24 protein-coding genes and 1 pseudogene are annotated in these 23,484 nt (G+C 59.2%); 14 read left to right on the plus strand and 11 right to left on the minus strand.

The window, feature by feature from the left end:
- Positions 1–27: 27 nt before the first annotated feature.
- Entirely contained in the window at positions 28–888 is an 861-nt protein-coding gene (locus tag LOY38_RS07305) for a MurR/RpiR family transcriptional regulator (protein ID WP_258622787.1), read from the minus strand.
- A gap of 227 nt (positions 889–1,115) precedes the next feature.
- Between LOY38_RS07305 and zwf the strand changes: the two genes are divergently transcribed.
- The 4 genes from zwf to LOY38_RS07325 all read left to right on the plus strand — a co-directional run bounded on the left by zwf (position 1,116) and on the right by LOY38_RS07325 (position 4,974).
- Positions 1,116–2,585: a glucose-6-phosphate dehydrogenase gene (gene zwf / locus LOY38_RS07310; RefSeq protein ID WP_258699431.1), complete on the plus strand. Its 1,470-nt coding sequence runs from the start codon at positions 1,116–1,118 to the stop codon at positions 2,583–2,585.
- Positions 2,572–3,285 (plus strand): 6-phosphogluconolactonase, encoded by a 714-nt coding sequence (gene pgl, locus LOY38_RS07315; protein WP_258699432.1) that lies wholly within the window; start codon positions 2,572–2,574, stop codon positions 3,283–3,285. The genes zwf and pgl overlap by 14 nt, the downstream gene beginning before the upstream one ends.
- Positions 3,286–3,302: 17 nt before the next feature.
- Positions 3,303–3,968: a bifunctional 4-hydroxy-2-oxoglutarate aldolase/2-dehydro-3-deoxy-phosphogluconate aldolase gene (locus LOY38_RS07320; protein WP_258699433.1), complete on the plus strand. Its 666-nt coding sequence runs from the start codon at positions 3,303–3,305 to the stop codon at positions 3,966–3,968.
- 280 nt (positions 3,969–4,248) lie between these two features.
- Entirely contained in the window at positions 4,249–4,974 is a 726-nt protein-coding gene (locus LOY38_RS07325) for an intradiol ring-cleavage dioxygenase (protein ID WP_258699434.1), read from the plus strand.
- 2 nt (positions 4,975–4,976) lie between these two features.
- Here LOY38_RS07325 and LOY38_RS07330 read toward each other — a convergent pair.
- Both LOY38_RS07330 and LOY38_RS07335 read right to left on the minus strand, forming a co-directional pair.
- A pseudogene (locus LOY38_RS07330) lies at positions 4,977–5,430 on the minus strand (hypothetical protein).
- A gap of 25 nt (positions 5,431–5,455) precedes the next feature.
- Positions 5,456–5,692 (minus strand): DUF3820 family protein, encoded by a 237-nt coding sequence (locus tag LOY38_RS07335; protein WP_026346079.1) that lies wholly within the window; start codon positions 5,690–5,692, stop codon positions 5,456–5,458.
- Between the two features lie 203 nt (positions 5,693–5,895).
- Between LOY38_RS07335 and LOY38_RS07340 the strand changes: the two genes are divergently transcribed.
- Complete coding sequence (locus LOY38_RS07340; protein ID WP_258699435.1) at positions 5,896–6,363, plus strand: PA2169 family four-helix-bundle protein; 468 nt, start codon at positions 5,896–5,898, stop codon at positions 6,361–6,363.
- A 172-nt stretch (positions 6,364–6,535) separates the two neighbouring features.
- Here LOY38_RS07340 and LOY38_RS07345 read toward each other — a convergent pair whose 3' ends face one another.
- Together LOY38_RS07345 and LOY38_RS07350 are read right to left on the minus strand one after the other, a co-directional pair.
- Positions 6,536–7,006 carry a MaoC family dehydratase gene (locus tag LOY38_RS07345; RefSeq protein ID WP_071553717.1) on the minus strand — a complete coding sequence of 157 codons (471 nt, stop codon included), beginning with the start codon at positions 7,004–7,006 and terminating at the stop codon, positions 6,536–6,538.
- A 43-nt stretch (positions 7,007–7,049) separates the two neighbouring features.
- Positions 7,050–7,994: an alpha/beta hydrolase gene (locus LOY38_RS07350; RefSeq protein WP_258699436.1), complete on the minus strand. Its 945-nt coding sequence runs from the start codon at positions 7,992–7,994 to the stop codon at positions 7,050–7,052.
- 244 nt (positions 7,995–8,238) lie between these two features.
- Between LOY38_RS07350 and fadD2 the strand changes: the two genes are divergently transcribed.
- Positions 8,239–9,927 carry a long-chain-fatty-acid--CoA ligase FadD2 gene (gene fadD2 / locus LOY38_RS07355; RefSeq protein WP_258699437.1) on the plus strand — a complete coding sequence of 563 codons (1,689 nt, stop codon included), beginning with the start codon at positions 8,239–8,241 and terminating at the stop codon, positions 9,925–9,927.
- Positions 9,928–10,283: 356 nt separating this feature from the next.
- On the plus strand, positions 10,284–11,984 hold the full coding sequence (gene fadD1 / locus LOY38_RS07360; protein ID WP_258699438.1) for a long-chain-fatty-acid--CoA ligase FadD1: 1,701 nt from the start codon (positions 10,284–10,286) through the stop codon (positions 11,982–11,984).
- A 163-nt stretch (positions 11,985–12,147) separates the two neighbouring features.
- On the opposite strand, the gene LOY38_RS07365 is transcribed toward fadD1, so the two are convergent.
- Positions 12,148–12,525 carry a hypothetical protein gene (locus tag LOY38_RS07365; protein WP_018926454.1) on the minus strand — a complete coding sequence of 126 codons (378 nt, stop codon included), beginning with the start codon at positions 12,523–12,525 and terminating at the stop codon, positions 12,148–12,150.
- A gap of 201 nt (positions 12,526–12,726) precedes the next feature.
- Between LOY38_RS07365 and LOY38_RS07370 the strand changes: the two genes are divergently transcribed.
- The 3 genes from LOY38_RS07370 to def all read left to right on the plus strand — a co-directional run bounded on the left by LOY38_RS07370 (position 12,727) and on the right by def (position 14,569).
- Entirely contained in the window at positions 12,727–12,918 is a 192-nt protein-coding gene (locus LOY38_RS07370; RefSeq protein WP_223490900.1) for a CsbD family protein, read from the plus strand.
- A 170-nt stretch (positions 12,919–13,088) separates the two neighbouring features.
- Complete coding sequence (locus LOY38_RS07375) at positions 13,089–14,033, plus strand: YihY/virulence factor BrkB family protein (protein WP_258699439.1); 945 nt, start codon at positions 13,089–13,091, stop codon at positions 14,031–14,033.
- The gene (def, locus tag LOY38_RS07380; protein WP_258699440.1) at positions 14,030–14,569 is read left to right on the plus strand and encodes a peptide deformylase; all 540 of its coding nucleotides are present in this window, start codon (positions 14,030–14,032) and stop codon (positions 14,567–14,569) included. The genes LOY38_RS07375 and def overlap by 4 nt, the downstream gene beginning before the upstream one ends.
- Positions 14,570–14,707: 138 nt before the next feature.
- Here the strand turns inward: def and LOY38_RS07385 are convergent, their stop codons facing one another.
- Positions 14,708–15,124 (minus strand): GNAT family N-acetyltransferase, encoded by a 417-nt coding sequence (locus LOY38_RS07385; protein WP_258699441.1) that lies wholly within the window; start codon positions 15,122–15,124, stop codon positions 14,708–14,710.
- Positions 15,125–15,601: 477 nt separating this feature from the next.
- On the minus strand, positions 15,602–16,204 hold the full coding sequence (gene gstA, locus LOY38_RS07390) for a glutathione transferase GstA (protein ID WP_258699442.1): 603 nt from the start codon (positions 16,202–16,204) through the stop codon (positions 15,602–15,604).
- Positions 16,205–16,303: 99 nt separating this feature from the next.
- On the opposite strand from gstA, the gene LOY38_RS07395 reads away from it, so the two are divergent.
- Positions 16,304–17,191 (plus strand): LysR family transcriptional regulator, encoded by an 888-nt coding sequence (locus LOY38_RS07395; RefSeq protein WP_258699443.1) that lies wholly within the window; start codon positions 16,304–16,306, stop codon positions 17,189–17,191.
- 180 nt (positions 17,192–17,371) lie between these two features.
- Here the strand turns inward: LOY38_RS07395 and LOY38_RS07400 are convergent, their stop codons facing one another.
- On the minus strand, positions 17,372–18,004 hold the full coding sequence (locus LOY38_RS07400; protein ID WP_258699444.1) for a glutathione S-transferase family protein: 633 nt from the start codon (positions 18,002–18,004) through the stop codon (positions 17,372–17,374).
- Positions 18,005–18,068: 64 nt separating this feature from the next.
- A complete protein-coding gene (locus LOY38_RS07405) occupies positions 18,069–19,100 on the minus strand; it encodes a LacI family DNA-binding transcriptional regulator (protein ID WP_258699445.1) in 1,032 nt (343 codons plus the stop codon).
- Between the two features lie 215 nt (positions 19,101–19,315).
- Between LOY38_RS07405 and LOY38_RS07410 the strand changes: the two genes are divergently transcribed.
- Together LOY38_RS07410 and LOY38_RS07415 are read left to right on the plus strand one after the other, a co-directional pair.
- Entirely contained in the window at positions 19,316–19,849 is a 534-nt protein-coding gene (locus LOY38_RS07410) for a gluconokinase (RefSeq protein WP_258699446.1), read from the plus strand.
- 81 nt (positions 19,850–19,930) lie between these two features.
- Positions 19,931–21,283, plus strand: coding sequence for a GntP family permease (locus LOY38_RS07415; protein ID WP_258699447.1), 1,353 nt, complete (start codon positions 19,931–19,933; stop codon positions 21,281–21,283).
- A 167-nt stretch (positions 21,284–21,450) separates the two neighbouring features.
- On the opposite strand, the gene alaC is transcribed toward LOY38_RS07415, so the two are convergent.
- On the minus strand, positions 21,451–22,668 hold the full coding sequence (gene alaC, locus LOY38_RS07420) for an alanine transaminase (RefSeq protein ID WP_258699448.1): 1,218 nt from the start codon (positions 22,666–22,668) through the stop codon (positions 21,451–21,453).
- 138 nt (positions 22,669–22,806) lie between these two features.
- Between alaC and LOY38_RS07425 the strand changes: the two genes are divergently transcribed.
- On the plus strand, positions 22,807–23,469 hold the full coding sequence (locus tag LOY38_RS07425; protein WP_258699449.1) for a LysE family translocator: 663 nt from the start codon (positions 22,807–22,809) through the stop codon (positions 23,467–23,469).
- Positions 23,470–23,484: the final 15 nt, after the last annotated feature.

Genomic DNA, 23,484 nt, shown 5'->3' on the forward strand with positions numbered 1-23,484 from the left:
CGGGAGCGTGGGAACGATCATGGTGGGTTAATTAAACTCATCCCCAATCGGATACCGACTGGCATTCAGGCTTTCCTTGATCTTGCGCAAATGCGGCTGGAAATCCACGCCCCGGCGCAAGGTCATGCCGGTGGCCAACACATCGAGCACGGTCAACTGAATGATCCGTGACGTCATCGGCATGTAGATATCGGTGTCTTCCGGCAACGGGATGTTCAGGCTCAGGGTACTGGCCTTGGCCAGCGGCGAACCCTCAGCCGTCAGGCCCAGTACCGAAGCGCCGTTTTCCCGGGCGATGCGCGCCACTTCCACCAGTTCGCGGGTGCGGCCGGTGTAGGAAATGATTACGAACAACTCACCGGTGTGGGCCACCGAGGCAATCATGCGTTGCATCAGCACATCGGCATGCGCAGTGACCGCGAGGTTGAAGCGGAAGAACTTGTGCTGCGCATCCAGCGCCACCGGGGCCGAGGCGCCGAGGCCGAAGAAGTGGATTTGTCGCGCCTGGATCAACAGGTCGACGGCGCGGCTGATCAGGTTCGGGTCCAGGGCCTGGCAGGCGCTGTCCAGGGACGCGATGGCGCTGCCAAAGATTTTTTGGGTGTAGGCTTCCGGATTGTCGTCGGCTTCCACCGCACGGCTGACATACGCCGCGCCACTGGCCAGGCTCTGTGCCAGTTGCAGTTTCAGTTCCGGGTAGCCGCTGACACCGAACGAGCGGCAGAAACGGTTGACCGTCGGCTCGCTGACCTTTGAAGCCTGGGCGAGGGCGGCGATGCTGAACCGGGTGGCTTGCTGCGGGTTGAGCAGGATCACTTCGGCGACTTTGCGTTCTGCCTTGTTCAGGTCTTCAAGGCGATTCTGGATCTGTTCCAGTAAATTTCGCACGCGGTCCATATGGGGTTCCTAGATTCACCTGCGCAAACAAGCGCTCGGCTATGCAAATTGGGCCTTTGATACGGCCTGTAACGGTGGCCTATCCTACTGATGGCTCCGACCGACCACCACTCGGAATCTATATTTTGCGAAAATGTTGTGGTTATTACTACATTTTCCCTTGAGTGATGCCTTGAAAAAAGGTATTTGTAGCTTAACTTGATAAAAGAACAAACATCATGCCTTCGATTACGGTTGAACCGTGCACCTTTGCCTTGTTCGGCGCTCTCGGCGATCTCGCCCTGCGCAAGCTGTTTCCTGCCCTTTATCAACTCGATGGCGCCGGCCTGCTTCATGAGGATACGCGCATTATCGCGCTGGCCCGTGAACCCGGCAGCGAGCAACAGCATCTGGCATTCATTGCCACCGAGCTGCGCCGCTACGTAGGCGCCAAAGAGCTGGATGAAGCTGTACTCGAGCGCTTCCTGGCCCGTTTGAGCTACTTGCACGTCGACTTCCTCAAGGCTGACGATTACGTCGCCCTGGCCGAGCAGGCCGGCAGCGCCCAGCGGATGATTGCCTACTTCGCCACGCCGGCGGCGGTTTACGGCGCCATTTGCGAGAACCTGTCGAAGGTCGGCCTGACCGAAAACACCCGCGTGGTGCTGGAAAAGCCCATCGGCTCGGACCTGGAGTCCTCGCGCAAGGTCAACGACGCCGTGGCGCAGTTCTTCCCGGAGAACCGCACCTACCGCATCGACCACTACCTGGGTAAAGAGACCGTACAAAACCTGATCGCCCTGCGTTTCGCCAACAGCCTGTTCGAAACCCAGTGGAACCAGAATTACATCTCCCACGTGGAAATCACCGTGGCCGAGCAGGTCGGTATCGAAGGCCGCTGGGGTTACTTCGACAAGGCCGGCCAGCTGCGGGACATGATCCAGAATCACCTGCTGCAACTGCTCTGCCTGATCGCCATGGACCCGCCGGCCGACCTGTCCGCCGACAGCATCCGCGACGAGAAAGTCAAAGTGCTCAAGGCGCTGGCGCCGATCAGCCCGGAAGGCCTGACCACTCAGGTGGTGCGCGGCCAGTACATCGCCGGCCACAGCGAAGGCAAATCGGTGCCGGGGTATCTGGAGGAGCCTAATTCCAACACCCAGAGCGACACCGAGACCTTCGTCGCCCTGCGTGCCGACATTCGCAACTGGCGCTGGGCCGGCGTGCCGTTTTACCTGCGCACCGGCAAACGCATGCCGCAGAAGCTGTCGCAGATCGTCATCCACTTCAAGGAGCCGTCGCACTACATCTTCGCTCCCGAACAGCGCTTGCAGATCAGCAACAAGCTGATCATCCGCCTGCAACCGGATGAAGGCATTTCCTTGCGCGTGATGACCAAAGAACAAGGCCTGGACAAGGGCATGCAGCTGCGCAGCGGTCCGTTGCAGCTGAATTTTTCCGACACCTGGCGTAGCGCGCGGATTCCCGATGCCTACGAGCGGTTGTTGCTGGAAGTGATGCGTGGCAATCAGAACCTGTTTGTCCGTAAAGATGAAATCGAAGCCGCGTGGAAGTGGTGTGACCAGTTGATCGCCGGGTGGAAAAAATCCGGTGATGCGCCCAAGCCGTACGCGGCCGGGTCCTGGGGGCCGATGAGCTCCATTGCACTGATCACGCGGGACGGGAGGTCGTGGTATGGCGATATCTGAATTGAAGCTGCCTCAGGGCGTCAGCGCCCATGAGTTCAAAAGCCCGGTGCTGTTGGCCGAAGGCCTGGCATTGACGGTAGCCAGACAACTGAGCGACGCGATCGCTGCACAGGGCGCCGCGACGCTGGTGGTGTCCGGTGGACGCAGCCCGGTGGCGTTTTTCCAGCATCTGGCCAAGCAGGCGCTGGACTGGTCGAAGGTGGTGGTCAGCCTGGCTGACGAGCGCTGGGTGCCGGTAGAGCATGCCGACAGCAATGCCGGCCTGCTCAAGCGTTACCTGTTGCAAGGCCCGGCGGCCAAGGCCCAGTTCCTGAGCCTCTACAGTGCCACCGCCAACCTGGAGCAGGCCGCCGAGCAGGCTGATCGCTTGCTCGCCGAATTGCCGCCGATCGACGTGCTGGTGCTGGGCATGGGCGATGACGGTCACACCGCGTCGCTGTTCCCCAACAGCCCGAACCTGGCCGACGCCTTGAAAATCGACGGCAGCCGTCGCTGCTGGCCGATGCTGGCGCCGACCGTGCCGCATCAGCGCCTGACCATGAGTCGTGCGCTGCTGGCTTCGGCCAAGCACACCGTTCTATCGATTTCCGGTCAGTCCAAACTGACCACCCTGAGTGCCGCACTGGCCGGTGACGATGTCGCCGCCATGCCGATTCGGGCGTTTCTGCAACCTACGTTAGAGATTTACTGGTGCCCATGAACCAAGGATCAGCCGCTATGACAAACACATCCCCGACCGTTTCCATGGCGGACAAAGTTGCCCTGATCGACAGCCTCTGCGCCAGGGCGCGGATCCTGCCGGTGATCACCATCGCTCGTGAACAGGACGTGCTGCCGTTGGCCGACGCCCTGGCGGCCGGTGGCCTGACGGCGCTGGAAGTGACCCTGCGTTCGCAGTTCGGCCTCAAGGCGATCCAGATCTTGCGCGCGCAGCGTCCAGAGCTGGTGACCGGCGCCGGCACCGTGCTCGATCGCAGCATGTTGGTCGCTGCCGAAGCGGCCGGTTCGCAGTTCATCGTGACGCCGGGCATCACCCGTGATCTGCTCGAAGCCAGTGTCGACAGCCCGATCCCGCTGTTGCCGGGCATCAGCAATGCCTCCGGCATCATGGAAGGCTATAGCCTGGGTTATCGCCGCTTCAAGCTGTTCCCGGCGGAAGTCAGCGGCGGCGTCGCGGCTATCAAGGCCCTGGGCGGCCCGTTCGGCGAAGTTAAATTCTGCCCGACCGGCGGCGTCAGCCCGGCCAACATCAAGAGCTACATGGCGTTGAAAAACGTGATGTGCGTGGGCGGTAGCTGGATGCTTGACCCCGAGTGGATCAAGAACGGCGACTGGGCCCGCATCCAGGAGTGCACCGCCGAGGCGTTGGCTCTGCTGGACTGATTGAACGGATTTACCAAACACTTCGTTGTGTGTTCTACGGCTTTACGGTGCGCTTGGTCGGTGCACCGTTTTTTTTTGCCTGAAATAAAACCCCTGTGGGAGTGGGCTTGCTCGCGAAGGGGCCGTCACATTCAATGCAGATGTTGACTGTCAGACCGCTTTCGCGAGCAAGTCGGATCGCCGCACCGCCGCTTCCACAGGACATCATGCGATACATAGTTACCGCATCTCGCCGCACGTCCAGCGTTAACCTGCGTTCATCTTATGGAAAGAGAACGTCATGGACGACAACACTGCGATTTCATCCCCTTCACCGGTTTATCAACTGTCACCCGAACAGGTCGCCGGTCCGTATTTTCGAAATCCAAAACTGATCAGACGAAACATCAGCGAAGGCATGGATGGCATTCCCTTGGTGTTGCGGCTGACGATCGTCGATGCCATGACCGGTCAACCGGTCACGGGGGCCGTGGTCGATATCTGGCATTGCAACGCACGCGGGGCGTATTCGGGCTGGAGCAAGGTCAACCCGGATAAGGAAGTCGATGTGGGTGATATCGGGTCGATCCCGCGCACCGACGACGATACCTATCTGCGCGGTGGGCAATTCTCGGACAAAAAGGGCATCGTGCGGTTTATCACGATTTATCCGGGGTTCTATGCCAGCCGCGCTCTGCACATTCACGTCGCGGTACGAATCACTGCCGGCAACAACTATCTGGAAGAGCGGCATGTCGCCTGGGTCGGCCAGCTGTACTTTCCCGAGGTGGTGTCGAGGTCGGTCCTCAATGCCAGAGAGTACAGCGGCCGCGTGGTATCACCGCTGAGCAACGATGAAGATTTTCACTATAGACACCATGGCGGCGAAGCCTCGACCCTGAATATTCACACCATAGGTCGAGACTCGAAGGAGGATGGCTTTTTCGGGCACATCACCATCGGTGTCGACACGTTTGCGCTGTCATCGCAGATCAAACCCGAGGACTTCGACAAGTACACCGTGTGACGTCAGCGCAATTCGCTCAGCGCCCGGGCCAGCACATCCATGTCGGCTGCTGTGGTGGTGAGCCCCGGTGTAATGCGAATGCACGGGCCACTCGCCGCGCCGCTGCGCGCCACGGTAAACAGGTTGTAGTCGTTGAGCAGGCGCTCGACCATCGCCTGTTGGTCGGCATGCCGGGTAAAGCGCATCGAGGTGATGCCGCAATACAGGCGTGGGTCATCCGGGGTCCAGCTGCGTGCGAATCTCGACGCTTTCGCCCTGTTCGAAGCGCTGGCGCACATGCACCGAGTTGCCGCGGTTGATGAGTTCGATGTTGCGCTGATACTCCTCGACCACAGTGCGTGACATGCGCCCGAAGTAACCGTTCTCCAGGTTCAGGGGGCCGGGTTCGACAGCGTAGCGATCGGCAAAGGTCTGCCAAAAGACTTCATCACGGGCACGGCGGGTGTTATCGGGCATGGGCTACTTGGTGAGGTAGAACGGGTCAGTGACGAGGGGCGGGTTTGCCGTGTTTGACACGCAGCGGTTCGAGCAGCTCCGACAAGCCGTTGTGGTCGATTTCCTGCATCAAGGCCAGCAAACCGCCCAGTTCACCGTGAGGGAAACCTTCGCGGGCGAACCAGTTCAGGTACTGGCCGGGCAGGTCAGCGATGATGCGGCCCTTGTATTTGCCGAAGGGCATTTCACGGGTAATCAACAGTTCGAGCTTTTCGGGATTCATCATCAGTCGTCTTGATTCAAACAGTCTGGAAAATACAGGCATTCTGCATGCAGGCCAAATGACAGATCATGCAAAAGAAGCGGATACAGATTTCGCCTTGAAAACTAACTTATTGAAATATAAGTAAAAAGTAATCAATTCAAAGCTGGCATGGCGGGTGCAACGCCTTATTGCATCTTTCATCAACCGTAAGGAATTGAAAAATGACCAACATCAACAAAGAAGCGATCTCTGTACTCAACGACCTGATTGAAACCAGCAAAGACGGTCAGGAAGGGTTCAAGACTTGCGCTGAAGACATCAAGCATCCAGAACTCAAAACCCTGTTCGTTCAGCGCTCCAGCGACTGCGCCACTGCCGCTGCCGAGTTACAGGCTATGGTGCGTTCCCTGGGCGGTGATCCGGAAACCTCCACCAGTGTCAGTGGCGATCTGCACCGTCGCTGGGTCGACGTGAAGGCGATGTTCACCGGCAAGGATGAAGAAGCAGTGCTGAACGAAGCCGAACGCGGTGAAGACCATGCGCTGAAGGCTTACAAAAAAGCGCTGGAGAAAATCAACAAGGACAACCTGGTGGGCATTCGTGACATCGTTGAACGCCAGTACCACGGCGTGCAACGCAACCACGATCAGGTGAAAGCCCTGCGCAACCAGGCTCGCGCACGCTCGTAAGTTCGACCTGTGGCGAGGGAGCTTGCTCCCGTTGGGGGGCGCAGCGCCCCCTAAATCAAACACCGCGTTGGATCTGATCAAGCGCGGTGACAGGTTTACGACTGCTGCGCAGCCGAACGGGAGCAAGCTCCCTCGCCACAGGCAAGGCCTCTCATCACAAGGGAGCGATGAATCAGCCGATGCTGATCGCCGGCAACGTCGGCAACGTCACGGTCTGTTGCTTGCGCGGCGCCAGAATCTCCGCCTCGCCATCCACCACCAACTCATCGCGCTGGTTGAACACCCGAGTGGCGATACGCACACGAAACTTCGGCAGTTTCTCGAGGATCTCCAGGCGTACGGTCAGCGTGTCGCCAATCTTTACCGGTTTCTGGAAGCTCATCTGCTGACCGATATAAATAGTCCCTGGCCCAGGCAACTCGCAAGCCACCGCCGCGCTGATCAACGCGCCGCTGAACATGCCGTGGGCGATACGCTCCTTGAACATGGAGGCAGCGGCGAATTCGGCGTCCAGGTGCACCGGGTTATGGTCACCGGACATCGCGGCGAACAACTGAATGTCGCGCTCTTCGACGGTTTTGCTGTAGCTGGCGGTCTGGCCGACTTCGAGGGCTTCGTAAGGGGTGTTGGTAACCTGGGTCATCTGTCTCGATTCCTGTGACGAATTAAATAAATCCACAAAAAAACTATTCGGCTCTGGGGGGCCGGCGGTTGCTCAAGGCTTGGGCGATCCAGTTCAGCACATCGGCAGTCACTTCGTCGCGGTTGCTCTCGTTGAACAGTTCATGCCGGGCCTGCGGGTAAATAGTCAGCTGCAGGCTCTGGCAGCCAGCGTCGCGCAGGGCGTGGGCCAGATCTATCAGACGTTTGCCTTCGCTCACCGGATCACATTCGCCACCGATCACCAGCAGCGGCAGGCCCGGATCGATCTGGGCGAGATTGGACGCTTTGCTGATTTGCTGCAAGCCGCCGAGCAAATCGATCCACAGTTGATTGGTGCAGCGAAAGCCGCAGAGCGGGTCGCTGGCGTACTTGTCGACTTCCGCCGGGTCGCGGCTCAGCCAGTCGAACGAGGTGCGCGCCGGTTTGAACTTCTTGTTGAACGAACCGAACGACAGCCATTCGATCAGCGCACTGCGACCCTTGGGGCCCTGACGCAGGCGTTCGAGGCGAGCAATCTGCCGCGCTGCACGATAGAGCGCCACGGGCTGGAAGTTCGAACCGCTGAGAATGGCCCCGTGCAGGCTGGCGCTGTGGTGCAGCAAGTAAGCCTGGGCGATGTAGCTGCCCATGCTGTGGCCCAACAGTACGATCGGAATGCCGGGATGCTGTTGGCCGATGTGTTGGTTAAGGCTGGCCAGGTCGCCGACCACTTTGCACCAGCCATCGTCGTCGTCGAAATGCCCCAGAGTGCCGTTTTCGGCGGTTTTGCCATGTCCACGCAAGTCCGGTGCGTAAACGCCGTAGTCCTGTTCGCAGAACTTTTCTGCCAGACGAGCGTAGCGACCGCTGTGTTCCGCCATGCCGTGGGCCAGCAGGATCACGGCCTTCAACGGTGCAGCCGGCAGCCACTGGTTGACGAAGAGGCGGCTGTGGTCACTCGCGGTCAGCCAGAAAGTGTCGTGGATCATGGCGATTCCTTTGCATTGGGCTGCATGGGGTTGCAGGGTGGGAAACAGCCTCGTTGCATTGTATAGCGCATCCGTCGCCTACCGTCTGATCAGGCCACGCCGGGGCAGCAAGATTCACGGGATCAATGACGACTGTGCGCATATTTGCCTGATTCACCATAGCTGCTAGTGTCCGGGAAGCTCCGTTTTTCAGCAGTGACGGAAAAGCGGCCCCGGATAGATTCAGGTAAAGAGGACAAGAACAATGCAACCTGATTTCTGGAATGACAAACGCCCGGCCGGCGTGCCCCTGGATATCGACCTTGGGGCCTATAAGTCGGTAATCGAGGTGTTCGAGCGTTCCTGCAAGAAATTTGCTGACCGCCCGGCATTCAGCAACATGGGCGTGACCTTGACCTACGCCGAATTGGAACGCTACAGCGCAGCGTTTGCCGGTTACCTGCAAGCCCACACCGACCTGGCGCCGGGGGATCGCATCGCGGTGCAGATGCCCAACGTGTTGCATTATCCGATTGCCGTGTTCGGCGCCTTGCGCGCCGGGCTGATCGTGGTCAACACCAACCCGCTGTACACCGCGCGTGAGATGCGACATCAGTTCAAGGACTCCGGTGCCCGGGCGCTGGTTTACCTGAACGTGTTCGGACAGAAGGTCCAGGAAGTGCTGCCCGACACCGACATCCAGTACCTGATCGAAGCGAAAATGGGCGACCTGATGCCCACCGCCAAGGGCTGGCTGGTCAATACCGTGGTCGCCAAGGTCAAGAAAATGGTCCCGGACTATTCCTTGCCGCAGGCCATCTCCTTCAAGAGCGCGCTACGCCTGGGCCGGGGTCTGGGGATCAAACCGCTGAGCATCGGCCTCGACGACATCGCCGTGCTGCAATACACCGGCGGCACCACCGGGCTGGCCAAAGGCGCGATGCTGACCCACGGCAACCTGGTGGCGAACATGCAGCAGGCGCGGGCATGCCTCAGTCAGCTGGGTGCCGACGGTCAGCCGCTGTTGCGCGAAGGCCAGGAAGTGATGATCGCGCCGCTGCCGCTGTACCACATCTATGCATTCACGGCGAACTGCATGTGCATGATGGTGACTGGCAACCACAACGTGCTGATCACCAATCCACGGGACATCAAGGGCTTTATCAAGGAACTGAAGAACTGGCGGTTCTCGGCGCTGCTGGGGCTCAACACGCTGTTCGTCGCACTGATGGACCATCCCGACTTCAAGACGCTGGATTGCTCCAGTCTCAAAGTCACCAACTCCGGCGGCACGGCATTGGTCAAGGCCACCGCCGAGCGTTGGGAACAGCTCACCGGTTGCCGCATCACTGAAGGTTACGGCCTGACCGAGACCTCGCCAGTGGCCTGCACCAACCCTTACGGCGACAGATCGCGCATCGGCACGGTCGGCCTGCCAGTGCCGGGCACCACGCTCAAGGTCATCAACGATGAAGGCGTCGAGCAGCCGCTGGGCGAGCGCGGCGAACTGTGTATCAAGGGCCCGCAGATCATGAAGGGCTACTGGCAGAAACCCGAAGCCACCGCCGAAGTGCTGGATGCCGACGGCTGGTTCAAGTCGGGCGACATTGGGGTGATCGACCCGGACGGATTCGTGCGCATCGTCGATCGCAAGAAAGACATGATCATCGTCTCGGGCTTCAACGTGTACCCGAACGAGATCGAAGATGTGGTGATGGCCCACCCGAAAGTCGCCAGCTGCGCGGTGATCGGCGTGCCGGACGAGCGGTCGGGGGAGGCGGTGAAGTTGTTTGTGGTGGCCCGTGAAGCCGGGGTGAGCCTTGAGGAGTTGAAGGCGTACTGCAAGGAAAACTTCACGGCGTACAAAGTGCCCAAGCACATCGTGTTGCGTGAGTCGTTGCCGATGACGCCGGTGGGCAAGATATTGCGGCGGGAGTTGCGGGATATCGCGTAAACGGTCGTAGACCGAGGTGGCGCCAAAAGATCGCAGCCTTCGGCAGCTCCTACGGGGATCGCATTCCTCTGTAGGCACTGCCGAAGGCTGCGATCTTTTGCTTTGAAGGCCCGTATTACGAGGCTTTTAAGGCTGTATAGGGTTTTTGCTCTAAAATGACTGCTTGTTTGTCTTGAGTCATTAAGGTGACTGTGGGGGCCGTTTTAGGCTCTAGTCGGCCCTTGGCAAAGCTGCTACTCTCGGCGCGCTTTGTGACTTCTCGGCCTATGTTAAAAGCCAGACTCACTAAAAACACACACCAATAATAATCGCATCAAATGCGGTGAAGAATTCGCGTTGCTGAGGAGTGGGCTTCCATGATCGAAGACTTTTGGAAGGATAAGTACCCAGCTGGAATTGCTGCCGAGATCAATCCAGACGAGTATCCGAATATTCAGGCAGTGTTGAAGCAATCCTGCCAACGCTTCGCTGACAAACCGGCATTCAGCAACCTGGGCAAGACAATCACCTACGGTGAACTGTACGAATTGTCCGGTGCCTTTGCTGCTTACCTGCAACAGCATACCGATTTGCAACCCGGCGATCGAATCGCCGTGCAACTGCCCAACGTATTGCAATACCCGGTCGCCGTCTTCGGTGCTATCCGCGCCGGGCTGATCGTGGTCAACACCAACCCGCTGTACACCGCGCGGGAAATGGAACACCAATTCAACGACTCCGGTGCCAAAGCCCTGGTCTGCCTGGCCAATATGGCGCACCTGGCACAGACCGTCGTGCCGAAGACTGGCGTCAAGCATGTGATCGTCACTGAAGTGGCCGACCTCTTGCTGCCGCTCAAGCGTCTGCTGGTCAATAGCGTCATCAAGTACGTGAAGAAGATGGTTCCGGCGTATCACTTGCCCAAGGCCATCAAATTCAACGACGTGCTGCGCAAAGGCCATGGCCAGCCAGTGGCTGAAGCCAACCCGGCCAGGAGCGACGTTGCCGTGCTGCAATACACCGGGGGCACCACCGGCGTGGCCAAGGGCGCGATGCTGACCCACCGCAACCTGGTGGCGAACATGCTGCAGTGCAAGGCGCTGATGGGCTCCAACCTCAATGAAGGTTGCGAGATCCTGATCACGCCGCTGCCGCTGTACCACATCTATGCCTTCACCTTTCATTGCATGTCGATGATGCTGATCGGCAACCACAACATCCTGATCAGCAACCCGCGCGACCTGACGGCGATGGTCAAGGAACTGTCGAAGTGGAAGTTCAGCGGTTTCGTCGGCCTGAACACGCTGTTCGTCGCGTTGTGCAACAACGAAGCGTTCCGCAAGCTGGACTTCTCGAGCCTGAAAATCACCCTGTCCGGCGGCATGGCCTTGCAACTGGCCGCGGCCGAACGCTGGAAAGCGGTCACCGGTTGCCCGATCTGCGAAGGTTACGGCATGACCGAAACCAGCCCGGTGGCCACGGTGAACCCGAGCCAGAACATTCAGATCGGCACCATCGGTATTCCGGTGCCGTCGACTCTGTGCAAAGTCATCGACGATGCAGGCGTTGAACAGCCGTTGGGCGCCATCGGTGAATTGTGTGTGAAAGGTCCGCAAGTGATGAAGGGCTACTGGCAGCGTCAGGAAGCCACCGATGAAATACTCGACAGCGAAGGCTGGTTGAAGACCGGTGACATCGCACTGATCCAGCCGGACGGTTACATGCGCATTGTCGATCGCAAGAAAGACATGATCCTGGTCTCCGGTTTCAACGTGTATCCCAATGAGCTGGAAGACGTGCTGGCGACCCTGCCGGGCGTGTTGCAATGCGCGGCCATCGGCGTGCCGGACGAGAAGTCGGGGGAGGCGATCAAGATCTTCATCGTCGCCAAACCGGGCGTGACCCTGACCAAGGAACAGGTGATGGAGCACATGCGCGCCAATGTCACCGGCTACAAGGTGCCTAAAGCCGTGGAGTTCCGCGACGCACTGCCGACCACCAATGTCGGCAAGATCCTGCGCCGCGAACTGCGCGACGAAGAGCTGAAGAAACTGGGCGTGAAGAAAGTAGGCGCCTAGTCAAACAAAAGCCCCGCAGATGCGGGGCTTCTTGTTTCTGGCCAGGGCATTTTCAGCGCCTGTCAGGCCGCCTTCGCGAGCAGGCTCGCTCCCACATGTGATCGCATTCTTTCTGAAGGAACTCGGTTAAATGTGGGAGCGAGCCTGCTCGCGATGTTCTGGGTTACTGACGGAACTGCGCGAAATTGACGTTGGTGCCCGCCGGGCGCATGTCTTGCAGGTACGAGTCCTTGTCGGCACTCAGTTCCAGGCTCAGGGCCGCTTTGCGTTTGCCCTGGTTGCGCACCACCAGGCCTTCGAGCTTCTCGCGCAGGAACACCGTCGGCACTTTCAGGTGCAGCAGTTCGTCGGTATCCGGGGTGTGCATCAGCAAGTGAATCCATTCGTACTGACCAATGGCCAGCCGCGCGACCGGGATATCGAACCAGAAAATGTTGCGGTTACGGTTCAATTCGGTGAAATGGCAGTTGTTGACGCCAAGCACAGCACCGCCAAGTTCCTGGTTTCTGCGGGCAATGGCCTGCTTTTTATCGAGTTTCATAACGTTCCTACGGGATTGGATCTTCAGCGCCATGGCCTGAATACGTTGCGCATTCTCGGGGCAAAGCCTGCAAACATAAAGCCTAACCTGCCTGGAGCGATGAAATGTTCTGTTGGGAAATAAATGAAACTCCGCGCAAAGGCTTTCGGTCCACCCTTATGTAACGACTTTCCCCGTTGAAATGTTCACAGGAGAAATACCATGAGCAGCACTGGCGATAAAGTTAAAGGCATGGCAAACGAAGCGGCCGGCAACGTCAAGCAAGGCGTTGGCAAGGCCACCGGTAACGACAGGCTGCGCGCCGAAGGCGTCGTGCAGGAAAAGAAAGGCGAAGCCCAGCAAGCGATCGGCAAAGCCAAGGATGCTCTCAAAAAAGGCATCGACAAGGCATAATCCGACCTTTGACGAGTAACAGAAACGGCCATCTGCGGATGGCCGTTTTTGTGTCAGCTTGAACTTGAGCAATGAAATTGTTTCAAAGTCGCCAAGTAGGCTACTTTGTTGTAGAAAACGGCCCCTGAGTCGCCATGACTTCAACCTTTTTGCGGCGAAAGGAGACGCTAATGTTTTTTCCGACCATGAAAGGTTTGCCCTTGCATCGCGTGATGATGCGCACGGTCACCGAGTTCGTCGCCGACGAGATGTCGACCTATGCCTCGGCGCTGGCCTATCAAATGCTGTTCTCGCTGTTCCCTTTCATCCTGTTCCTGATCGCCCTGATCGGTTTTCTGCATTTGCCGGACTTCTTCTCCTGGCTGCGCCTGCAATCGGAACTGGTCCTGCCGCCCCAGGCGCTGGAGCAGGTGAACCCGGTGATCGACCAGCTCCAGCAATCCAAGGGCGGTTTGCTCTCGGTGGGTATCGTGATCGCCCTGTGGACCGCGTCCGCCGGTGTGCGGCTGATGATGAGCGCGATGAACGCCGCGTACGACGTGGTCGAAGGTCGCCCGGTCTGGAAGCGTTTTCCACTGTCGATTTTCTACACCATCGGCATCGCCGGCATGCTGCTGGCCGCCGCTGCGCTGATGGTGCTCGGGCCGCAGGTGATGGCCTGGATCGCTTCGCAAGTGGGCCTCGAAGATTTCATCGTGACCGTCTGGACCATTGTGCGCTGGCCGGTGATCGTGATTCTGTTGATGATGGCCGTGGCACTGATTTACTACGTCATGCCCGACGTCAAACAAGAGTTTCGCTTCATCACCCCGGGTTCGGTGCTGGCCGTGGTGGTGTGGATCGTCGCCTCGCTGGGCTTCGGTCTTTACGTCAAAACCTTTGCCAACTACAACGCCATGTATGGCAGTATCGGCGCGATCATCGTGTTGCTGCTGTACTTCTATATTTCCGCCGCGGTGCTGTTGCTCGGCGCGGAAATGAACGCGGTGATCGAGCACATGTCGTCCGAAGGCAAGAAGCCTGGCGAAATAGTGCCCGAAGAACCCAAACACCACGTTTCGGGACTGGGACGGGATCACTCGCTCAAGCCGACCACCGACGAAGTCATCAAATGATCCGTGAAATTCTGAAAATGGGCGATGAGCGCCTGCTGCGCATTGCCCCGCCGGTGCCGGCGCAAATGTTCGACAGCCCCGAGTTGTGGCACCTGATCGACGACATGTTCCAGACCATGGAAAGTGTCGGCGGAGTCGGCCTGGCCGCGCCGCAGATCGGTGTCGACCTGCAACTGGTGATCTTCGGTTTCGAGCACAGCGAGCGCTATCCGGACGCCGAAGCAGTGCCGCAGACGATTCTGATCAATCCACTGATCACGCCCTTGAGCCCGACCCTCGAAGAGGGATTCGAAGGGTGCCTGTCGGTGCCGGGCCTGCGCGGCGCGGTGGATCGTTATCAGCAGATTCGTTATGAAGGCTTCGATCCCAAGGGCGAGCCAATCGTGCGCATTGCCTCGGGGTTCCATGCGCGGGTGGTGCAGCATGAATGCGATCACCTGATCGGCCGGTTATACCCGTCGCGCATCAGTGATTTCAGCAAGTTCGGGTTTACCGAGGTGATGTTTCCGGACCTGGACCCAGCGGCGGACGACTGACCCCGTCCTTCGAATCCACCGCAAAACCAATGTGGGAGCGAGCCTGCTCGCGATGAGGCCCTGACAGTCAATATTGATGGTGACTGTCACACCGCTATCGCGAGCAGGCTCGCTCCCACATTTAATCTTCACAGGTCTCTAGTGCTTCGGTTCCAAACCCATCGCAATCATCGGTTTACTGCGCGCATATCGGCTCAACCGTTCAGCCATGGCGTAGGGCAGGGGCGGGTCGAAAGTAAAACCTCGACGCTCATAAAAATCACGCAAATCCGGATGGCAGAACAACCACACTGGCTCTTCGAGGTGCTTGACGGCGTGTGCGATCAACGCCGCGGCGATCCCTTGCTCGCGACAGCCCGGATCGACGAACAACCCGGTCAGCCAATGCCCACCGGCCACCGGCCGCAAACATAACGCGGCAATGATCTCTTCGCGTTTTGCGACCCATAGCCGTGCGTCGCGGACCGCTTTCATCGACGATTGGTGGGCGCGGTAAAACTTGTTCATCAACGGCCATGACGGCTCGTCGAGCAAGGTGTACTGGGTGTTGGGCATGGGCTCGGACTGTCGGTACGCAAAGCGGGCTATTATAAAAGAACGCCAGCGCGGGGATAGGTGTATACCTGATCTCACATCCCGTATGAGTGGAGTACGTATCATGGCCAAAGGCATGGATTCAAAGAAAGCGGCGAAAAAGAAACCGGCGAAAACCGCCATTGAGAAACGTGCGGACAAGAAGGCCAAGAAGGTGGGTGTGTTCGGCCACTGATCCCGCGCCAACGGAGCCCGAGTCCTCGGGCTCCTGTTTTTTACGTCTATCGAAATAACCAAACAATCTGCAAGAAATCCCTGCGCCATTGCACAGAGGGGGACTGGTTCCTGTTCTGAGCAAAGCCATGCCCCATTACTTCGATGCTGCCCACCGTGAAGAAATCGCAACTTTGCGCCAACGCCTGACAGCCCGCGGCATCCGTTTCATTGATTGCCAATGAACCCTGTGGGAGCGGGCTTGCTCGCGAATGATCTCAAGCCTTACACCAATTCCGCAGCCAACGCCGCTTTCACGCTTGGCCGCGAATCAACCCTGGCCTGAAACCGCGCCAACGCCGGCCACTGATTCAAGTCGATGCCAAACAGCTGCGTCCAGCGCAACACCGTAAACAGATACGCATCAGCAATACTGAATCCACCAGCCATCAAATAACCCTGCCCCTCCAGCGTCTGGCACAGCACGGCAAAACGCTTGAACAGCTTCTCTTTGATGAGCACTTTTACCTCATCCGGAAACTGTGAATTGAACAGCCAACCCAGCCCGCCATGAATCTCGGTCGAAACGAAATTCAGCCATTCCTGCAAACGCACCCGCTCGAACGTTCCGTTCGCCGGTGCCAGGTTCGCCTCGGGCCGCAGATCCGCCAGGTATTGCAGGATCGCCGGGCCTTCGGTCAGCACATCACCGTTATCCAGTTGCAACGCCGCGACGTAGCCTTTGGGGTTAATGGCGAGGAAGTCGTCACCGGTGACGGTTTTCTTGGTGCTGTTGTCGACGCGGACCATCTCGAACGGCAGCTCCAGTTCGCGCAGCACAATGTGCGGCGCCAATGAACAGGCTTGTGGGGCGTAATACAACTTCATGGGCAGGGCTCTGGTTGCGGATTTGCGCCAGTGTCATAGTGCGCGGCACACTCGGTAAAATTAATCTTTCAGAAAACTGCCATTAGGAAAGCTACTGCCATGATGAACCTGATGCACTGGCGAATGGTGGTGGCGGTGGCCGATACCGGCAACATTACCCGGGCCGCCGAGCGGGTTGGCATGACCCAGTCCGGTGCCAGTCAGGCGCTGGCACTGATCGAAGAAAACCTGGGTGTTCAGCTGTTCAGCCGGGAAAACCGCCAGACCTTGCCGACCGCCATCGGCTTGCCTGTGATCGAACAGGCGCGAACCATGCTTGGCGCCCTGGAAAACATTCGCAGCACCGTCGAGGCCGCTAAAGGCATCCAGCGCGGGACGATTCGTCTGGCCAGTTTCCCTATGGTGCTGGCGACCTTCCTGCCGCCGCTGTTGCGCCAGTTCAATCGGCTTTACCCCGGTATACATGTGGTGGCGCTGGAGGTCAGCGACGATGAAGTGGAAACGTTGCTCGGTGCCGGGCTGGTGGATGTCGGCGTAGTGTTGAACCCGGCGCCAGCGCGCAATGCCGGTCGCTTGGGGCGTGATGCCTGGATGGCGGTTCTGCCCGGTGGCCATCCCTTGGCGCGCCGCTCGAATGAAGAGGGCCTCTCGCTGGCGGAGCTGGCGGAGCAACCGTTCGTGCTGGCCACGGGCGGGTGTTCGACCAATGCCCGCAGCCTGGCTGCCGATGCCGGGTTGCATCTGCTGGATGTGCGGGCCGAGGTGCGTGAGTGGAGCAGTGCGTTCACCCTGGTGCGGGAAAACATCGGCGTGACCCTGGTACCGGAAATGACCCTGCCGGCTAATCGCCAAGGCCTGCGGATAGTGCCGGTGACACCGCGCATCGATCGCGAGTTTGCCTTGGTGGTCGCGCCCGACAAAGCACCTTCGGCAGCGGTGCTGGCGCTGTTGGGGATGCTTGCGGAACATCCGCTATCGCCTGACTAGTCATGGGGGAGTACCGGTCAGTCAAGTGCGATCTATGTGGGAGCGGGCTTGCTCGCGAAGGGGCCACGTCAATCAACATTGATGTCGCCTGATACACCGCTTCCGCGAGCAAGCCCGCTCCCACAGGTTCCGTGCCTCACTTAATTGATTGGCATTACCGGGTAAATCGTTCAGGTGCAATCAAGGCACGCCATTACAGCCGTGTGCCATGAACCCCGGCCGCAGCGCCAGTCGTTGGCAATAGGCGTCGACGGCGGGATAGTCCGGGCGCTCCATCGGGGTCATCCGCCAGCGGTTGATCGACAAGCCGATAAGGATATCGGCCAGGGTGAAGTGTGGGCCGGCGACATACGCGCCGGTCGCCGCGAGTTGCTGTTCGAGGATGCCCATTTTCGCGTTCCAGCCGCGAACGCCATCCGCGATCCGCTGTGCGTCCTGAAAGTCCGGCAATTGCCGGACCAGCGCAAAAAAGGCGTAGCCCCAGGACGGATTGAGTTCGGTGGCTTGCCAGTCCATCCACTGCTCCACGCGAGCGCGCGCCGCCGGCTCGATGGGCAACAGGTCGGTGTTTTGGTATTTGCCGGCCAGATAGCGACAGATGGTATTGGATTCCCACAGCACGCCGGCTTCGTCGATGAGTACCGGCACCTGTGCGTTGGGGTTGAGCTGGAGAAATTCCGGACTCCGGGTCGATGCAAAACCGCTGCCCCAGTCCTCCCGTTCGTAGGAAACACCCAGCTCGTCGCACGCCCACAGGACTTTTCTGACGTTGATTGACGAGGCCCTACCCAAAATCTTCAGCGTATGTCCCATTGAGCTTCTCCGTTTGCTGTTCCAGGTGCCGGGAATCTAGCACGAGCAACGGGACAATCGTGTATCAGGTGCTCTCGCGCACCTTCAACTCAAACCCCATGTCCTGCACCGGTTTGGCCACCGAATTGCCCGCTAATAAGGTCAGCATCAACTCCGCCGAGCGACGGCCAATGGCTTCTCTCGGAGTGCTGATGCTGCTCAGGCGCGGGACCATGTGGGCCGAGGCTGGCAGATCGTTGAAGCCGAGGATAGCCACTTGTTCGGGGATCTTGATGCCGCAGCGCAGGGCTTCGAGCAGTGCGCCGTGGGCCAGGTCGTCGTTGCCGAAGAAGATCGCGTCGACCTGCGGATGACTGGCCATCAATTGCAAAAACAGCTCGCCCCCCAAGCCGACGGAGGAGGGGCGTGGCGTCAGCACTTCCAGGGCCGGATCATACAAACCGGCCTTTTGCAGCGCGTGGCGGAAACCTTCACCCCGCAGCAGCGTGCGCTGGTCCAGCTGCGCACCGATGTAGGCCAGGCGTTTGCGACCGCGGGAAAGCAAATGTTCGGCCGCCGTTTCGCCGGCGGCGACTTGCGAAAAGCCGACGCAATTGAGCCCGGCCGCGCTGTCCAGTTCCATCATGTAGACGCAGGGAATGTTGCTGGCCTCGATCATCCGCCGCGAACTTTCGGTGCGATCGAAACCGGTCAGCAGCAAGCCGCGAGGCTGATAAGCCATGTAATTGCGCAGCAGGTTTTCTTCTTCGTCACGGGAGTAGTGGAAGTTACCGATCAGCACTTCGAAGCCCTTCGGTCGCAAAACCTGATGAATGGCTTCCAGCGTGTCGATGAACAGCAGGTTGGACAGCGATGGCACCAGAACCACCACGGAATGGCTCTGGGCCGAGGCTAACGCGCGTGCGGCGGGGTTGACCACGTAGTTCAGGTCGAGGGCGGCCTTCTGGACTTTTTCCACCAGTTCGGTGGCCACCGTACTGACGCCGCGCAGGGCGCGGGACGCGGTAATCGGGCTGACACCGGCCAGGCGCGCGACTTCGTTGAGGGTAGGGCGGCCAGTGGTGCGAGTATTTTTATCGTTTTTAGGGGTCATCATCGGACGGCTTGCCAAACAAAATTCAAGGCACTAAGGTAGCGCTGTCTCGACGCAGCTGCAAATGCGTGAGCGGGGTTTGCCTGATCCTCGCTTTTCGGCATCGAGAACGAACATGCTGCAACCCATAAAAATGACAAGAAGGCGTCGGCAACTTCTGCTTTTGCACTAGCGTTTTACGTAGCAAAGGTAGCGCTGTCTGCGCGCTGAGGTGTTACATGAATCATCCCATCACCGCCCTGGTCATCATGGGCGTTGCCGGTTGCGGCAAGACGTGCGTCAGCCAGGCCCTGTGCCAGCTCAGCGGCGCGACCGCCATTGAAGGCGACACTTTCCACCCTGCCGCCAATATCGAAAAGATGAGCGCGGGTATCCCCCTGAACGATGAAGACCGTGCCGGCTGGCTCGACAGCCTGTGCGATGAACTGCGCCGCGTCGACACCCAAGGCGAGCGCCCGGTGCTGACGTGCTCGGCCCTCAAACACAGTTACCGCGAACGCTTGCGCGGTGCCTTGCCGGGCCTGGGCTTCGTTTTCCTTGAGCTGACCCCCGAAGTCGCCACTGATCGTGTGTCTCATCGGCCGGGCCACTTTATGCCGTCGACCTTGATCGACAGCCAGTTCGCCACACTTGAATCGCCCGTTGGTGAGCCCCTGACCCTGGCTCTGGATGCTTCGAGCCACAGCGTCGATGAGTTGGCGAAGCAGGCGCATGCCTGGTGGCTCGATCATGGCTTGAAACTCGCCAGTTGAGTTTTGCTCCAAGAGATAGCGCTGTCCTGACGGCTTCTGAATAACCGCTTTAATAACAACAACAACCAGGAGACACCCCTAATGTTTGGCATGTCCCACGAGACGTTTCTGCTGCTAGACGCAGTGGTCACGGTGATCGGACTTATCGTCCTGATCACCAAGTTCAAGCTGCACCCATTCCTCGCACTGATCATCGCCGCCGCCTTCCTCGGGCTGACGTCCGGCATGCCGATCGGCACCATCATCAAGGCGTTCCAGGACGGCTTCGGTGGCGTGCTTGGTTTCGTAGGCATCATCCTGGCGCTGGGCACCATGCTCGGCAAAATGATGGCCGAATCAGGCGGTGCGGATCAGATTGCGCAGACGCTGATTCGCGCCTTCGGCAAGGACAAGGTGCAGTGGGCGATGATGTTCGCCGCGTTCCTGGTCGGCATTCCGCTGTTCTTCGAAATCGGCTTCGTACTGCTGATTCCGCTGGTGTTCATCGTGGCCCGTCGCACTGGCGTGTCGATCATCAAGATCGGTATCCCGCTGCTGGCTGGTTTGTCCGCGGTACACGGCCTGGTGCCGCCGCACCCGGGTCCGCTGCTGGCCATCGGTGTGTTCGGTGCCGACATCGGTAAAACCATTCTGTACGGTCTGATCGTTGCGTTGCCGACCGCTATTATCGCCGGTCCGATCTACGGCACGTTCATTGCCAAGCACATTCCGGGTCATCCGAATCAGGAACTGGTGGATCAACTGGTGCGCGATGAGGATGCAGGCGATCTGCCTAGCTTCGGCATCACCCTGATCACTGTGCTGTCGCCCGTGTTCCTGATGCTGCTCAAGACCTTTGCCGATGTGGCGCTGCCGGACGGCAACTTCTTCCGCACCTTCATGGACCTGATCGGTCACCCGATCTCGGCTCTCCTGCTGGCATTGCTGCTGTCGCTGTACACCTTCGGCTACAAGCAGGGCATCGGTTCGCAACAGATGCTTAAATGGCTGGACGCGAGCCTTGCGCCGACCGCTGCGATCATCCTGATCATCGGTGCCGGTGGTGGCTTCAAGCAGATGCTGGTGACCAGCGGTGTGGGTAACGTGATCGGCAACATGGCGGTGGCTGCACAGATCTCGCCGATCCTGCTGGCCTGGCTGGTGGCGGCGGTGATTCGTATCGCGACGGGTTCAGCGACCGTGGCGACCATTACTGGCGCGGGCATTGTGGTGCCGGTAGTGGGGATGATCCCGGGTGTGAACCGTGAGCTGCTGGTGCTGGCGACCGGTGCCGGTTCGTTGATCCTGTCCCACGTCAACGACGCAGGTTTCTGGCTGGTGAAGCAGTACTTCAACATGACCGTGGCGGAAACCTTCAAGACCTGGACCGCGATGGAAACCATTCTGTCCGTGGTGGGCCTGGGCTTCATCCTGCTGTTGTCGTTGTTCGTTTAAGCCGATCGGCAGACACAAAAAAACCGCAGCGATGCGGTTTTTTTGTGGGTGATGATCGTTCCCACGCTCTGCGTGGGAATGCCTCAACGGACGCTTCGCGTTCGGCTCTGGAAGGGACGCGGAGCGTCCCGGGCTGCATTCCCACGCAGAGCGTGGGAACGATCGTGTCAGGCGTTGGTTTTGGTCACTAGCCCATCCGCCCGGAACATCCCGCGAATCCCGCGCACGGCCTGACGAATCCGATCCTGGTTTTCGATCAGCGCGAAGCGCACATGATCATCCCCATATTCGCCAAATCCCACACCCGGTGAGACACAGACCTTGGCCTCGGCCAGCAGCTTCTTGGCGAATTCCAGCGAGCCCATGTGTGCATAAGCCTCGGGAATCTTGGCCCAGACGTACATCGACGCTTTCGGGTTTTCGACCATCCAGCCCAGTTCATGCAGGCCTTTGACCAGCACGTTGCGACGCTGCCGATACTGCTCGGCGATGTCTTTGACGCACTGCTGATCGCCTTCCAGCGCCGCGATGGCCGCGACCTGCAGCGGGGTGAAGGTGCCATAGTCGTGGTAGCTCTTGATCCGCGCCAGGGCGCTGACCAGTTCCGGGTTGCCGACCATGAAACCGATGCGCCAGCCCGCCATGTTGTAGCTCTTGGACAGGGTGAAAAACTCCACCGCGATGTCCTTGGCGCCGGGCACCTGCATGATCGACGGGGCTTTCCAGCCGTCGTAGACGATGTCGGCGTAGGCCAGGTCGTGCACCACCAAAACGTCGTACTGTTTGGCGAGGGCGATCACCCGCTCGAAGAAGTCCAGCTCCACGCACTGGGCGGTGGGGTTGGACGGGAAGCCGAGGATCATCATTTTCGGTTTCGGGATCGAGCCGCGAATCGCCCGTTCCAGCTCGGCGAAAAAGTCCACGCCAGGGATCAGCGGCACCGACCGCACCTGGGCACCGGCAATCACCGCACCGTAGATGTGAATCGGGTAGCTCGGGTTTGGCACCAGCACGGTGTCGCCCTGATCGAGGGTGGCCAGCATCAAATGCGCCAGGCCTTCCTTGGAACCGATGGTGACGATGGCTTCGCTTTCCGGGTCGATGTCGACCTCGTAGCGATCCTTATACCAGTTGGAAATCGCGCGGCGCAGGCGCGGAATCCCTTTGGACGTGGAGTAGCCGTGGGTGTCTTCGCGCTGGGCGACGGTGACCAGTTTTTCGACAATGTGCGGCGGCGTGGCGCCGTCGGGGTTGCCCATGCTCAAGTCGATGATGTCTTCGCCACGACGACGGGCGGCCATCTTCAGCTCGGCAGTGATGTTGAAAACGTAAGGGGGGAGTCGATCGATGCGCGCAAAGCGGCGCGGGGAACCTTGTTCGGCCATTGTTGCCTCGGATAACGTAAGCGCCCGGAACCGTCCGAGCGACGCTGGCCACTGCGGTGGCCTGTGGCGGAATGTAAGGGCAGTCGTGGCAAACTGTCTAGCCTGCGCATCAATAAATTTTTCCCAAGGAAATGGTCGATGGAATTTACCAGTGGCTTCCTGCTAAGCCTTTCGCTGTGTCTGGACATCGGCGTGGCCAATATCGCGATGATCACGCTGGCGATGCAGCGCGGCTATTTTCAAGGCTTTGCCCTGGGGCTGGGGACTTGTGTCGGCGACCTTATTTACGCGGTGCTGGCACTGGCCGGCATGACCGTATTGCTGCAGTACGAGACCGTGCGCTGGGTGTTGTGGATCGGTGGGTCGGCGTTGCTGCTGTACTTCGCGGCGAAAATGATTCATTCGGCGATTTATCACAACGCTGTGTTGGCCGAGACCGCCGAAGTTGGCCACAACTCCCATCGCAAGGAGTTCTTGCGGGGGATTTTCCTCGCCATGTCGTCGCCCAGTGCGATTCTCTGGTTCGCGGCGGTGGGTGGCACCCTGATTGCCCGTTCCGGTGGTGGGGGCACTCTCAGCTCGGTGTTGTTTCTAGGTGGATTTCTCTGTGCGGGGATTCTCTGGTGCGTCACGCTGTGCTTCGCGGCGAGCCATGGCGGCAAGTTGCTCGGTGACAAACTGTTGCGTTATTCCTACATGGCATCGGCCGCGATCTTCTGCTATTTCGCGGTCTACGTGATTCTATCGGGCTACAACGAGTTTGTCGGTGCGCCCGCCGCCGGGCAGCTTCCGGGGCTCTGACTGGGCGAATCGGGT

The organism is Pseudomonas sp. B21-015 (genome assembly GCF_024749285.1).
Taxonomy (GTDB): domain Bacteria; phylum Pseudomonadota; class Gammaproteobacteria; order Pseudomonadales; family Pseudomonadaceae; genus Aquipseudomonas.

Coding starts and splice junctions, on each gene's coding strand:
- LOY38_RS07370 (WP_223490900.1), top strand. CDS start 12,727: ATGAGCAGCACTGGCGATAAAGTTAAAGGCATGGCAAACGAAGCGGCC.
- LOY38_RS07335 (WP_026346079.1), bottom strand. CDS start 5,692: ATGAATCCCGAAAAGCTCGAACTGTTGATTACCCGTGAAATGCCCTTC.
- alaC (WP_258699448.1), bottom strand. CDS start 22,668: ATGGCCGAACAAGGTTCCCCGCGCCGCTTTGCGCGCATCGATCGACTC.
- pgl (WP_258699432.1), top strand. CDS start 2,572: ATGGCGATATCTGAATTGAAGCTGCCTCAGGGCGTCAGCGCCCATGAG.
- LOY38_RS07425 (WP_258699449.1), top strand. CDS start 22,807: ATGGAATTTACCAGTGGCTTCCTGCTAAGCCTTTCGCTGTGTCTGGAC.
- zwf (WP_258699431.1), top strand. CDS start 1,116: ATGCCTTCGATTACGGTTGAACCGTGCACCTTTGCCTTGTTCGGCGCT.
- LOY38_RS07375 (WP_258699439.1), top strand. CDS start 13,089: ATGTTTTTTCCGACCATGAAAGGTTTGCCCTTGCATCGCGTGATGATG.
- LOY38_RS07365 (WP_018926454.1), bottom strand. CDS start 12,525: ATGAAACTCGATAAAAAGCAGGCCATTGCCCGCAGAAACCAGGAACTT.
- LOY38_RS07395 (WP_258699443.1), top strand. CDS start 16,304: ATGATGAACCTGATGCACTGGCGAATGGTGGTGGCGGTGGCCGATACC.
- LOY38_RS07415 (WP_258699447.1), top strand. CDS start 19,931: ATGTTTGGCATGTCCCACGAGACGTTTCTGCTGCTAGACGCAGTGGTC.
- LOY38_RS07345 (WP_071553717.1), bottom strand. CDS start 7,006: ATGACCCAGGTTACCAACACCCCTTACGAAGCCCTCGAAGTCGGCCAG.
- LOY38_RS07325 (WP_258699434.1), top strand. CDS start 4,249: ATGGACGACAACACTGCGATTTCATCCCCTTCACCGGTTTATCAACTG.
- LOY38_RS07340 (WP_258699435.1), top strand. CDS start 5,896: ATGACCAACATCAACAAAGAAGCGATCTCTGTACTCAACGACCTGATT.
- fadD1 (WP_258699438.1), top strand. CDS start 10,284: ATGATCGAAGACTTTTGGAAGGATAAGTACCCAGCTGGAATTGCTGCC.
- LOY38_RS07385 (WP_258699441.1), bottom strand. CDS start 15,124: ATGCCCAACACCCAGTACACCTTGCTCGACGAGCCGTCATGGCCGTTG.
- LOY38_RS07400 (WP_258699444.1), bottom strand. CDS start 18,004: ATGGGACATACGCTGAAGATTTTGGGTAGGGCCTCGTCAATCAACGTC.
- LOY38_RS07405 (WP_258699445.1), bottom strand. CDS start 19,100: ATGATGACCCCTAAAAACGATAAAAATACTCGCACCACTGGCCGCCCT.
- LOY38_RS07320 (WP_258699433.1), top strand. CDS start 3,303: ATGACAAACACATCCCCGACCGTTTCCATGGCGGACAAAGTTGCCCTG.
- def (WP_258699440.1), top strand. CDS start 14,030: ATGATCCGTGAAATTCTGAAAATGGGCGATGAGCGCCTGCTGCGCATT.
- LOY38_RS07410 (WP_258699446.1), top strand. CDS start 19,316: ATGAATCATCCCATCACCGCCCTGGTCATCATGGGCGTTGCCGGTTGC.
- LOY38_RS07350 (WP_258699436.1), bottom strand. CDS start 7,994: ATGATCCACGACACTTTCTGGCTGACCGCGAGTGACCACAGCCGCCTC.
- gstA (WP_258699442.1), bottom strand. CDS start 16,204: ATGAAGTTGTATTACGCCCCACAAGCCTGTTCATTGGCGCCGCACATT.
- fadD2 (WP_258699437.1), top strand. CDS start 8,239: ATGCAACCTGATTTCTGGAATGACAAACGCCCGGCCGGCGTGCCCCTG.